The sequence below is a fragment of the Pectinatus haikarae genome (assembly GCF_050916305.1).
Classification (GTDB): Bacteria; Bacillota; Negativicutes; order Selenomonadales; family Selenomonadaceae; genus Pectinatus; species Pectinatus haikarae.
The window spans coordinates 2057496-2070361 of record NZ_CP116940.1 but is presented as its reverse complement, the minus strand read 5'-3'; the positions used below and the strand labels follow the sequence as shown (position 1 = coordinate 2070361).

Sequence of the window (12866 nt, the reverse complement as noted above, 5' to 3'; positions counted from 1 at the left end):
TTTTCCCTCTATCCCGCTATGAATTTTTTCTGCTTTAAGGTGGCGTATATCTTCTGCGCCAGTTCCCTGCTTGTTCCCTCCAAATGCTCCTGCACCTTATCGCTTATCGGAGGAAAGATCCGCTGCACACTCGTCGGCGAACCCGTCAGACCGTACTTTTCTTCATCCTTATCTTCCATATCACTGAAAGTATATATATCTATATCCTTTTTCATTGTCTGCTGCTTGCGAAGATAAGAAGGAAGCCGCGGCTGACAGATATCCTTCTTTACTGTCAGCAGACAGGGAAAAGCTGCCTTTATCGTTTCTATATCATGCGGCATATCCATATCCACTATGATACTGCCTTGTTCGGCCTTTTCGATCCTCTGGACATTGCAGACACTCGGTATATCCAGCAGCTCTGCCACTTCCGGTCCTACCTGTGCCGTATCTCCGTCTGTCGTCTGCAGCCCGCACAAAATAACATCAAAACTGCCGAACCTCCTTATACCCTGGGACAGCGTCCGGCTCGTTGCCAGCACATCCGCTCCGCCAAACTTCCTGTCCGTTATGAGCGCCCCGTTATCCGCACCCATCGCAAAAGCCTCGTACAAAACAGCCTTCGCCTGCGGCGGACCCATTGTGATAACGCTTACTGTACCGCCGTACTTCTCCTTGAGTCTCAGCCCCGTCTCCAGCGCGTACAGATCATACGGATTCATCTTGCTGTCCGTCCCGTTCCTTTTCAGCACTCCTGTTTTTTCATCCACTTCCACCTTGTTCGTTCCCGGTACTTGCTTTATGCATACTAGTATTTTCATTTTTCTTCTCTCCATAAATTTAATGCGCTTTATAATGCTGCAGTCCTTTATCAGAAGACGATGCCAGCATTGTTCTGGCCAATAAAATAACACAGAAAGAAATCAGCAATATTATTACACCGCTGCCTCCGGCGGAACTGCTGCCGGCTGCCTGCACAGCACCTGTTCCGGCCTCTGCCGCAAGAACGGAAACAAAAACACCTTCATAAAAATAAATTATGCAGCATATTATAGCCAGTAAGATCATCGAATGTTTCATGCTGAATTTATATATTTCTCCTTCTCTGCCTGTTAATCCGGTCGTCCCGGCTGCGATGGCTATGGATTGCGGCGATATCATTTTCCCGACGGCCCCGCCTGCCAGATTGGCGCCTATTCCCATCACAGGCATTATACCTACAGCAGAAAATGCTGTTGTCTGCAATTTACCGAAGAGAGCGTTTGCCGAAGTATCCGAGCCCGTCACAAATACTCCCAGCCAGCCTACTATCGGTGCAAACAATGGAAACATATCGCCCGTTTTTGAAACCAGCAGTCCCATCGTTGTGGTCATACCGCTGTTGTTTGCCACATAAGCATAAGCTAATACACCGCTTATGGTAAGCAGAGCAATTTTCAATTCATTTATCGTCGAAGCAAAAATCCCTATCGATTTTTTCAAAGAAACCTTTAGTATGAGACAAGACATAAATGCGGCCAGAATGATGCCTGTTCCTGCTGTGGAAAGCCAGTTCAGATTAAAGACCGCCGCCAAAAGACTGTTAGTCGTGCTGTTCATTATAGCTTTGTCCAAAAAAGGCAGCGGTATTAATATATTCACTGTGTCCAATACACTGCTGACACTTTTCATTCCCCAGTCAGCTATAAACATTATGAGTACAATAAAGGGACTCCATGCCTTTATAATCATTTTTTTGCTGAGTACAGCTGTGCTTTCGTCCGATATATCTGCTTCATTTTCGAAACGGTAAACATGTTTTGGCTGCCATACTTTTAAAAACAATACCAAGGCTATCATAGATGCCAGTGATGCTATTATGTCAGGAAGAATAGGTCCCAGAAAAAAAGAGGTAAGCGCCATCGGGATAGAAAAAGATATTGAAGTAACAAGAACTGCCGGCCAAACTTCTTTCAATCCTTTAAGGCCCGTCATTACAATTATGAGATAAAACGGAACGATAAAACCTATTATCGGACATATCATTGCCAAAAGTTTAGCAATGTAATCCCCCGAAAAACCGGTTACCTGCGCTGCAACCAATACCGGAATTCCCAAGCCGCCAAAGGCTACCGGGGCTGTATTCGCCAATAAGCTGAGGCACGCTGCCTTTTTTGCCTTGAAGCCCATGCCTATAAGCATGGCTGATGTAATTGCCACAGGTGTGCCAAATCCCGCTGCACCTTCGAGAAAAGCTCCGAAGGAAAAGGCTATGAGCAGCAATTGGAGCCGTCTGTCATCGGTTATAGACACTATTGATTTTTTTATGATTTCAAACTGACCTGTTTTTACACTGATGTTATAAAGAAAAACAGCACCTATAACTATCCATCCTATAGGAAAAAGTCCGTATAATGCTCCATGTACAGCTGACATAATCGACAGAACAATCGGCATATCATAAACCCAGCCGGCCAGTGCAACAGCCAGAACAGTAGTAGATATAGCCGCCCAGTGTCCTTTTACTTTGAACACTATTAATACTACAAAGAAATAAACAATAGGTAAAAATGCCAATGCTGCTGATAGAAACATATTATTTAGCGGATCAAAATTCTGTATATACATTTTCTTCTCTCCTTGCGTAAAATAATCTAAAAAAACTTACGCTCTTTCTCTGTTTTTCATGCAGTACCTCAACATTCCATTTCCAATTTTCTGCAATCGATCTGCATCTGGTACCTTGTGTTTTCATTGCATAACATCAACCTTCTCTCCTTTTGCTGTTCAGCGATACTTTACACTCTTATCAAAACTGCGATCATACTGACTGTGTGTAATATAAGAAAGACATAAGTTGTTTCATTAATATTTAAAATTTATGAAATATTATATATATTTAAAATCAATAAACATATTCCATGTATATATAATACAAATAAATGCAGTACATAGTCAACGCAGGCAAAATGTGTTACGAATTAACTTGAATTATTATTCAAATCGGCACATCACTTTATTTAAGCCTTTTAATGATCATTTTTTCTATAGATTATTTTCTTGAATATCCATTAACTTGTTTTATTCAAAAAATACGCCTATAATAATAGTACAATTTACAGATTTTTCGCTAATTTCTTTGATTTATCTTGAATAATATTATTCAAAAAAAATCAATAATTTCCATTCTATATATAATAAATTAATTTTATTATTCATATTTAGTATTATTATTGTATAATATACTTAGTATTTATTTATAGTAAAATGTTTTTCATTAAATATAAAGGAATTAACCTGCAATGAAAAAAAATTTTTCACAGACATTAAAACATCTTACAAAATTTTCCGGCATAAAGCTTAGTGCTCTTGCCGATTTCATAGGTTATGATGTTTCCTATCTGAGCAAATGGTGTAACGGTATCAATCATCCTTCTCCTAAATATATAACACGTATCAATCGCCGCATAGCCACATTTATAGCAGATGAACTGATAAAGCAGGATCGTATTTATCCTTTTTTCAACGAATTTGATATAAGGCTTTCTGTCAAAATGACCGCAGAAAATACAAAGGACCGTCTGACAACAGAAATAAATAATCTACTGAACGATGTATATTATCACAATCAAGCTGAACCGATCCCGGAGGACAATGGTCAGTCTGCTGTTTCAGCGGCATCTTATTTAACGATCGTTGGAAGGACCAATATAAAAAAATTTTTCAACACAAAAATTGCTTCATTATTCAGCACCACTCAAGAGGACATCAGTATTCTTATAACAGGCGATATCGTTTCTTTGCTTTCCCGTAATGCGCTTCTCGATTTTTTAAACTGCTGTCATTTTTCTTCAGAAAATGTCAATATTTATCTTGGCTGCTGCATAAATGAACTCAAACAATCTCCGGATTCCTTTCTTCCCAGATTATATAATATGCTCAACAAATATATCAATATCAACTTCTATATATACGATGACCAGAATTTTGCAAAATCAAATATAATAACGGTAAAAAATTATTTTACCATGCACTACTCAATGCACAAAGATAATTTAATAGATATCTGCACTTATATAACAGATAAAAAGACGGTAAAAGAAGTTTGGGAACGCACATATGAAAAATTTGATTTTAACTGCTGTATCCTTGAACCAAAAGATGATATAGAACTTGTTAAATTCCGTTCATTTTTTTATTTGAACAGCGATCTTTTACTTTTCTGTGCAAAAGGCTTTGAATTTTTTCTGCCCGCTCAGGCTTTCAAAAAGCTCCTTAGTTCTTCACGTGACTATAAATATTCCTCTGATATGCAACAAACCATTCAAAACATGCAGATAACCTGGGAAGAACAATTTGGCAGTTCACATATTGATTTTATCCTTCCCGAGGCCAATATAATACGCTATATAGAAAACGGACAGCTTACTTATGGCGAAATAGACTATATTGCTTCTGCCCAGGAAAGAGAAGCACAGCTTCAGCAATTAATAAAATCCATGAGGAATAATCCTGCCATAAATATCCATTTGCTGAGTGAATCGCAGCCGCAAAACGAAGACGATTCCTTCAAATTATCATATTACAGCAATACAAAAACAGCCTATTTAAAGAAAAATAAATCTTTTTTGCGAAATTGCAGCAAAACTATATATTTACTGAGGCACCCCTTTTTAATAGATAAATTCAATAGCTTTTTCCATGATTTACAAAACAAACCAAATTGTCATAAATTTTCTGCCGAAGATTTAGAAAAAATCTATAAAAACAACAATGCCCTCTTATATCGCATATGGAAAAAAAACACACCGGAAAAATGATCCTTCCGGTGTGTTTTTCTATAATATGTTTTTCATTCGTTTAACAGGTTCTGTAAGATCAAGATGTCCGCTTAATGTTGCAAGCGGTTTACCGTCAACTAAAAACCGTACAGCTTTTACCTCAGGAAAATTAGTAAGCGTATCCGTAACAGATCCCACAAGCATTATTTCGCCCGTAGAACCGCCCGAAAAATTTTTAACAAGCGCATTATCAAAATTGACTGATGCGATTCCATTTTTATCAACGCTGACCGCCAGAAGTTTTGCCTGCTTGGGAATGACAGCAATTCCTTCTCCTTTTTTAGGTCCTTGCAGTAAAACTTTAACCGCCGCAAGATATTTATCGTCGACTTCTGTATTCAAAGTCCTGTCCGAGGCAATAAGTTTTTGTCCGTTTTCATCCGGAAAATATACTGTAGCCTTGACTTGTTTAATATTTTTTTTATCAGAAGATTCCTTTTCATTTTTTGCCTGATCATTTGTTGTTATCTGTCCATTTTGTTGTTCCGACTGAGCTTTATTTCCCGAATTATCACTGCACCCCGCTATAAAAACCGTAGAGATAATAAAAAATGCTGCTAATATTGTCCTTATCCGTTCCAAATTATTTCCCCCTTAATCGGCCTGGAAATACCTGCTTATGGCTCTGCAGATAGCTTCTGCCATCATTTCCTGAAAATCATCGGCATTTAGCAGTCCTTCTTCTCTGTAGTTAGATATAAAGGCAAGTTCCACTAATGCTGATGGCATCGACGTATGTTTTAAAACATAAAAATTTGCGGCTGCTATTCCTCTGTCATTCAGTCCGCTGCTTTTCACCATTTCATCCTGTATCAGCGAAGCTAACTTTTCTCCCTGTGATGAACTTTGGTAATAATATGTTTCTGTACCGTTGGCAGAGGGACTTGTAAAAGAATTGGCATGCACACTCAGGAAAATATCTGTGTTTTTCGTATACTCTCCTACATTGACTCGTGCCTGCAGTTCCTGAACCGCACTTGCATTGGGTGCATATACATCCTTATCTACAGTACGCGTCATAATCACCGTCGCCCCGTTATTGACGAGAATGTTATATACTTTCTTTGCCACAGCCAGTGTCACATTTTTTTCCATGATCCCATCTGGTCCTACAGCTCCGGAATCACTGCCGCCATGTCCAGGATCAATGACTATCACATGTCCGGCCACTGCCTGCAGTGACCGGGACAGTACCGCTGCTTTTTTACTGATATCCACTGCCAAAACTGAGCTGTTTCTGCGTCGCGAGTCAGCATTATTGATTATATAAGCCTTATAGTTGACTGTATCCGCGTCATACGGCAGAGATACGACCGCCCTGCCGCTTCCATTTTCATTCGTAAATTTCACACTTTTAGCAAGCGAACCATCAAGTGTAATCGGCCTTTGGCTGGTGTTCTTAATTTTTGTGCCCGGAAAGGTCAGCAATAATTCTTTCTTATTTTGAGGATTGACCTGTAAAATATACTGAGAATCTTTACTGCCCAGTTTAAATTCCATATGTAAATAATTCTCCGCTCCAGATGACTTCAAAACACTATATCGAAAATCATCTGTTGAAAAAGAAGCCGCCGAGCAAACTGTCTGAATGAGAAGCATTAGAAAAATAAAAAATAAAGCTGTCCTTTTTAACAAAGCTGATACTCACTTTCTATCAGATAATTGATACTCTGATATTACTATTGTCTGCATACAGCCGATGATTATTTTTCTGCCTGATCAGAAAAAACACCGTATACAAGCAATAATTATCCCTATCTCAAAAATTACATTATCAGTAAAAACATATTTTCTCTTTTGATGTCACTAAAAAGCGGCAAAATCTTCCTCAATAATTCAAGATGCAAATGATATCATTTTCGTGAAAAATCAAATGCTCTGCTATGTATCACAAAATATCTGTTTATATCGCTATCAGCTGTTATTGTCCTCATTTTTTAAAGCATGATACTAAATCTGCCACTATTTCTTGATTCTGCCGCCCAATTAATTATTTTTTATTTTAGAGCTGTACCAAACCCATACTGACTTTCACAGCCTCGTCCACGCTTTTCATAATATCATTGTCAAGCGTGGTAATCTTATTGCGAAGTCTTTTTTTATCAATTGTCCTCAGTTGTTCAAGCAGTACGACAGAATCGCGGTCCAGTCTGCATTCTTCCGCCTTTAATTCTATATGTGTAGGCAGCTTTCCTTTACTTATTTGTGCAGTTATTGCCGCAACAATTATAGTAGGACTGTATTTATTGCCTATATTGTTCTGCAATATCAAGACTGGGCGCGATCCTCCCTGCTCAGACCCGATCACCGGACTGAGATTGGCATAAAAAATATCGCCGCGTTTTATCATGCCGCGGTCATCTTTTTGATATCCCTCCATATAAACCTTCTTCCGCTATAGTTATGTTGATTGACCCCATTTCTTTATAACCTTTTTTCATCTGTTCCACAATGTTTCTATGTTTGCAATTCTCAATATATGACTGAACAGCTTTACACAATAATTCCTCATGACTAGCCTGCTCCGCCTGTGCCAAATTTTCCAATTCACCAGCCAGATCGTTAGGCAAGTCAATAACAATACGTCTACACGCGGACAATAAAACCCCTCCTATATTGCGATAAAACAGGATATAATTATGTATAGTATAGGGTTTTTAATAACAGTTGTCAATTTGCTTTATCTTAGTTAAATACCTTACCTTTGTAACCTATCTATGCATTCACTATTCATTTTCTTCCTTTTAGCAACAACGTCATATCACTTGCCGTCCACATACTTGCGGGCGGACTGAATGCTGTCTAAAATATCACCGGCAGTGAGCCCGGCCATTCCCTTCCCGGCTGCTATATCACCTGCTGTCCCATGCAGAAAAACAGCTGAAACAGCAGCTTTTTTCCCGTCCAGCCTATCGGCTCGCAAAGCTGCTGTCACTCCTGCCAGAACGTCGCCGCAGCCGGCAGTAGCCATACCCGGATTACCTACAGTCGTTAAAAATATATTTCCATCAGGGCAGGCAACAATTGTTTTTTCACTTTTCAATATGAATATACAATTATATTTTGCGGCAGCATTTCTTGCATATTTCCATAAATCATTTTTCAATTCTTTTACTTTTATCTGAAGTAAGCTGGCCATTTCTCCCAAATGTGGTGTCAATATCGGAATAAATGCACAATTTTTTAATTCTTCCGCATGCCCGGCAAAAGCAAAAATTGCATCGGCATCAAGAACAAGCGGCTTTTTCACAGCTACCGCGAAATTGCGGACAAATTCCATAGTTTTCTCAGATCTTCCCAGACCCGGTCCCATTAAAATAGTATCGTAACTTTCTTCTCTGGGCAAAAGCACTTCCGCTGCCTGCATCCCTAATATTCCTTTCTCTTCCTCGGGCAAGGGCATAACAATAACTTCTGTTAATTTTTCAGCAAAAATAGGATAGAGGCTTTTGGCTGCCGCAAGCGTTACAAGACCTGCCCCCAGCCGAAGAGCAGCTTGAGCGCAAAGAGCTGCAGCCCCCGTATAGCCTATAGATCCCGCTAACACCAAAACCCTGCCACAATTTGCCTTGTGCACTTCCATAGAGCGAACTGGGATAAACTTTTTGACTAAGCATCTATCTATCATTCTTTGCTGTATAGCTTTATCATTTAGTAAAGCCAAAGGAATTCCTATAGAATCAATAATAAGCTTCCCTACATAATAGGCTCCTGGATAAAGCAGCAAGCCCACCTTAGGAATACCCATAGTAACAGTACATGCTGCCTTCACAGCCTGCCCTTCATATACACTTCCTGTATCAGCATCAAGACCGCTCGGTATATCAATTGCCACGACCGGCTTATGTGCATTATTGATGCATGCAACCATCTTCTGCTGATCAAACCTAAGCGGCAGATCTATTCCCGTTCCGCATATCCCATCTATCACAGCATCAGCAAGCCCCAATGACAGCCTTACTTTATCCCAGTCATATTCAGTGCCTATATGATAAAGATCAGCATGCATATATTTCAATATATTATAATTAGAGCTGGCTGATTTTGTCATATGATCAATATTACCTACAAGAAAAACTTTGACCCTGGCACTATAATTAAGCAAATATCTGGCTGCTACCAGTGCATCACCGCCATTGTTGCCCGTTCCTGCAGCTATAAAAACAGATCTATTGCCTATATCGTCAAAAAAATCTTCTACAGCCTGAGCTACCTTTCTCCCTGCATTTTCCATAAGGACAATTTCTTCCATACCGTACTCTTCAATAGCCTTCTTGTCCACCTGTCTTATTTCTTCTTTTGTTGCAATACGCAATTGACTTCCCCCAAAAACTAAATAAATTTATCAGTCTTAATGAACAACGGCACTATATTCTTTTTGATATAATTAATGCATATTAAATCTGATTGTTTTATCAACAAAAATTTAATATGCATTAATTATATTATAAATTTTACTTAACTGTCTGCATTCCCGATGAGTTATAACTGCGTGCTATCAAAATTTCTACACGCCTGTTTTGAGCGCGATGCTCAGGCGTATCATTGGGTACAATAGGACGGTATTCGCTGTTTCCTGTGGCCTGAAATCTTATTGGGTCCAGCTGTGGATTTTTCTGCAGGACACTTTTCATAAAATTCAGCGCCCGCTGTGAACTCAAATCCCAATTTGAAGGATACCTGCTGTTCGAAATAGGCACATTGTCCGTGTGCCCGGATATCACAACATTTTCCTTTACAGCTCCCAATAAAGAAGCAACTATAGTAGTTATCTTATCAGAATCATTTGTCAGGTCGGCACTGCCCGATGGGAACAATGCTTTTTCCTTGACACGGATCATCAATCCCTGTTCTGTCAGCTGTGTACTGACTTCATTTTCCAGATTCTTTTCCTTTATATATGCTTCTAATTTCTGTTTTTCTTTTTCCAGCTTATCATTTTCAGCCACGTAATTATTCACAGACTTATCTTTAGATTCATCTTCTGTTAAATAAGCCGTATATCCGCTTTGAGTACCCATCTTATCAAAAAAGGATATACCTCCCGCATTAAAACCATGCCTGAAGGTAGCTGTCACTTCTTCTGAAGTGGTCTGCTTTGATGCTGCATTTATGGCATAAAGGACTATGAACAAGGCCAGCAGTAATGTCATAAGATCTGAATAAGGCAAAAGCCATGCTTCACTCGGATGATCTTCCTTTGGTTTCGCTCTCTTTTTTCGTGCCATTTCATTCACCCGCTTTTTCGGATTTCAATAAATCCCTTTCTGTCTGAGGGATAAATATCATCAACTTAGCTTCTATGGCTGTCGGTGAATCACCAGCCTGCAAAGATAAAATGCCTTCAATTATCATTCTTTTCTGAGCTATTTCCATTTGTGATAATATTTTCAGCTTATTAGCTATAGGCAGCCATAATACATAACCCGTAAATATACCAAGCAGGGTAGCAACAAATGCCGCAGAAATAGCATGTCCCAAAGCAACTATATCACCTAAATTACCCAGCGCCGCAATCAGACCTACAACGGCCCCCAAAACACCAAGTGTCGGTGCATATGTACCAGCCTGAACAAATATCGACATACATTCAGCATGACGATGTTCCATAACTTGCAGCTCCGCTTCCAATACATCACTGACGAATTCAGGATCCATTCCATCAATAACCATCGACAAACCTGACCGGAAAAAAGGATCTTGTATTTCATTGATACGATTTTCCAATGCCAATATACCTTCACGGCGTGCAATCTGGGATAATTCCACAAACAAGTGAAGCAATTCACCTTTAGGTTTATTATCAGGGGACTGTAAAGTTTTCTTGATAAGTTTAGGAAAGGTCTTCATCTGCTCGAGCGTAAAACCCGTAAACAAACACGACACAGTCCCTCCCAAGATTATCAAATATGCTGCTGGAGTGACCAATATGGATGGATCCGCTCCCTTTAGTACATATCCTATCCCTAAAGATAAAAAACCTGCAGTTAAACCTATAAGCGTAGATTTTTCCAAGCTCAATTCCTCCCTGGATTAATAAATCCATCTATTAAAAGCATTGATCTGACCTACTATATATTCCATACTGCATCCTGAAAATCCTATATAAATTATTTTTTTATATACCTGTTACTAAAACTAATGCCCACCGAAAAAGATCAAAAACGTATCTGTTCAGCCTGCCGCAGTGCAGCTCTTGCCTCAATCACAATTGATTTAATAATATCAGCTGCCGGTTCTATCTTTTCCAGCAATGTGAGACTTTCCCCTGCTTGGACCATTCCGTACTCGATATCGCCTTCCACCGCGGCTAACTTGTTTGTTCCTGTAGCCATCTTTATAAGTTCTTCTTTAGTTGCGCCACCCTTATTTTCTTTCTCGACAAAATCCTGTGAAAATTTATTTTTCAGACCGCGGACGGCAGCTCCCAATGTATAACCGGTAACGATGGTATCTGTATCTTTAGCAGACAAGAGCATATCTTTAACATTCTGATGCACTTGGCATTCATCCGCCACCAGAAAACGCGTTCCCATTTGTACGCCTGCGGCTCCCATCAGCAATGCGGCGGCCAACCCTTTGCCATCCGCAAAACCGCCTGCCATGACAACAGGTATATTAACAGCCGGTATCACCTGTTCCATCAGAGCCATTGTCGAAAGAACTCCTATATGTCCTCCTGCTTCCATCCCCTCAGCTACCAAGGCATCCGCACCCGCAGCTGCCACTCTTTTAGCCAGCTTTACATTTGGTATTACAGGCACTGCCTTTATGCCAGCTTTATGCAGCCGTTCAAAATAAGGAACAGGATTTCCAGCTCCCAGGGTGACAAAAGCCGGTTTTTCTTCACAGATTACCTCCAAAATCTCTTCTTTATTAGGTGCCATTAACATCATATTTACACCAAAAGGTTTTTCAGTTAATTTTTTTGCCAGCCTTATTTGTTCGCGTACAAACTCCGTTGTTCTACCACCGCTTGAAATAATTCCCGCACCGCCGGCATTTGAAACAGCCGCTGCAAGCTTTGATTCAGATATCCAAGCCATCCCGCCTTGTATAATAGGATATTCAATATTCAAAACCTCTGTTATCAGTTTCTGCATAAGAGTCTTCATCCCCCTGCCTTGTATTTAGGAACATCATGATCAACTTTAAAGCATACAGCAAAAGTATATCATTTCCCGCCGGATAAAAAAACAAAGCAGCACTGTCTCCGCATATTCTTTTACTGCAGACAAAAATATTTTCTCCTACTAGTGCTTTTATTAACTCATTACCTTCCTTATTAATTTACTGGATAATTAGCTATATGTTATCACTTTTAGAAAAATTTGTCATCAACGTTACCGCACAAACTGATTTTTTCTTTATGGGTAAGCTGTTTTATTTCATATTCTCTGCTCATTGCAGCTGACTTACTGGAATACGTCTCATAATATACCAGCTTCACTGGCAGGCGCATACGCGTATATTTTGCACCCTTCCCATTACTGTGTGCCGCCAGACGCTTCGCCAAATCATTTGTCCAGCCCGTATAAAAGCTTCCATCTTTACAATGAAGCATATACGTGTACGCATTCATTTTTTAATCTTCCTTCAGAAAAACTGATTCAATTACTATTTCTTCACACGGCCTGTCCTGGAAATCTGTTTCGGCATGACCTATTTGAGTAACTGTATCCATCCCTTTCACAACTCTGCCAAAAACAGAATGATATCCATCAAGCCACGGCGTGGGAGCTAATGTTATAAAAAATTGTGAACCGCCGGTATTTGGTCCCGCATTAGCCATGGAAAGAATTCCCTCAACGTCATGTTTAAGGCTTACATCAAATTCATCAGGAATAGTGTACCCAGGTCCTCCCATTCCTGTTCCGTCGGGATCTCCTCCCTGAATCATAAAACCATCAATAACTCGATGAAAAATAACACCATCATAAAATCCCTTATCTGCCAAATCAAGAAAATTTTTAGTCGTTATTGGTGCTTTATCCTCAAACAGCTCTACTTCAAAATCACCCTGATTTGTCTTGAACAATAAAATCTTATTTTTTTCCATTTAAA

General features: G+C 39.5%; 13 protein-coding genes. 1 reads left to right on the top strand and 12 read right to left on the bottom strand.

Annotation, left to right across the window (positions count from 1 at the left end; all coding sequences use genetic code 11):
• Positions 1-8 precede the first annotated feature (8 nt).
• Both NXG61_RS10085 and NXG61_RS10080 read right to left on the bottom strand, forming a co-directional pair.
• Positions 9-803 carry an electron transfer flavoprotein subunit beta/FixA family protein gene (locus NXG61_RS10085; protein WP_196604702.1) on the bottom strand — a complete coding sequence of 265 codons (795 nt, stop codon included), beginning with the start codon at positions 801-803 and terminating at the stop codon, positions 9-11.
• A 19-nt stretch (positions 804-822) separates the two neighbouring features.
• Entirely contained in the window at positions 823-2589 is a 1767-nt protein-coding gene (locus NXG61_RS10080) for an L-lactate permease (protein WP_307223559.1), read from the bottom strand.
• A gap of 674 nt (positions 2590-3263) precedes the next feature.
• Here NXG61_RS10080 and NXG61_RS10075 point away from each other — a divergent pair.
• A complete protein-coding gene (locus NXG61_RS10075; protein WP_307223557.1) occupies positions 3264-4781 on the top strand; it encodes a helix-turn-helix domain-containing protein in 1518 nt (505 codons plus the stop codon).
• An 18-nt stretch (positions 4782-4799) separates the two neighbouring features.
• Here the strand turns inward: NXG61_RS10075 and NXG61_RS10070 are convergent, their stop codons facing one another.
• The 10 genes from NXG61_RS10070 to NXG61_RS10025 form a co-directional block, all read right to left on the bottom strand.
• Positions 4800-5384 (bottom strand): GerMN domain-containing protein, encoded by a 585-nt coding sequence (locus tag NXG61_RS10070; protein ID WP_307223555.1) that lies wholly within the window; start codon positions 5382-5384, stop codon positions 4800-4802.
• A gap of 12 nt (positions 5385-5396) precedes the next feature.
• The gene (locus NXG61_RS10065) at positions 5397-6302 is read right to left on the bottom strand and encodes an N-acetylmuramoyl-L-alanine amidase family protein (RefSeq protein ID WP_231038589.1); all 906 of its coding nucleotides are present in this window, start codon (positions 6300-6302) and stop codon (positions 5397-5399) included.
• Positions 6303-6804: 502 nt separating this feature from the next.
• On the bottom strand, positions 6805-7182 hold the full coding sequence (locus tag NXG61_RS10060) for a type II toxin-antitoxin system PemK/MazF family toxin (protein WP_432748915.1): 378 nt from the start codon (positions 7180-7182) through the stop codon (positions 6805-6807).
• Complete coding sequence (locus NXG61_RS10055; protein WP_196604698.1) at positions 7160-7402, bottom strand: CopG family transcriptional regulator; 243 nt, start codon at positions 7400-7402, stop codon at positions 7160-7162. Before NXG61_RS10055 ends, NXG61_RS10060 begins: the two co-directional genes overlap by 23 nt.
• A gap of 161 nt (positions 7403-7563) precedes the next feature.
• Positions 7564-9117 (bottom strand): NAD(P)H-hydrate dehydratase, encoded by a 1554-nt coding sequence (locus NXG61_RS10050; protein WP_196604697.1) that lies wholly within the window; start codon positions 9115-9117, stop codon positions 7564-7566.
• 139 nt (positions 9118-9256) lie between these two features.
• Entirely contained in the window at positions 9257-10030 is a 774-nt protein-coding gene (locus NXG61_RS10045; RefSeq protein WP_196604696.1) for a flagellar motor protein MotB, read from the bottom strand.
• Position 10031: 1 nt separating this feature from the next.
• Entirely contained in the window at positions 10032-10817 is a 786-nt protein-coding gene (gene motA, locus NXG61_RS10040) for a flagellar motor stator protein MotA (protein ID WP_196604695.1), read from the bottom strand.
• Between the two features lie 143 nt (positions 10818-10960).
• The gene (locus NXG61_RS10035; RefSeq protein ID WP_196604694.1) at positions 10961-11905 is read right to left on the bottom strand and encodes a nitronate monooxygenase; all 945 of its coding nucleotides are present in this window, start codon (positions 11903-11905) and stop codon (positions 10961-10963) included.
• 218 nt (positions 11906-12123) lie between these two features.
• Entirely contained in the window at positions 12124-12384 is a 261-nt protein-coding gene (locus NXG61_RS10030; RefSeq protein WP_196604693.1) for a GIY-YIG nuclease family protein, read from the bottom strand.
• A 3-nt stretch (positions 12385-12387) separates the two neighbouring features.
• The gene (locus NXG61_RS10025; protein WP_307223549.1) at positions 12388-12861 is read right to left on the bottom strand and encodes a peptidylprolyl isomerase; all 474 of its coding nucleotides are present in this window, start codon (positions 12859-12861) and stop codon (positions 12388-12390) included.
• Positions 12862-12866: the final 5 nt, after the last annotated feature.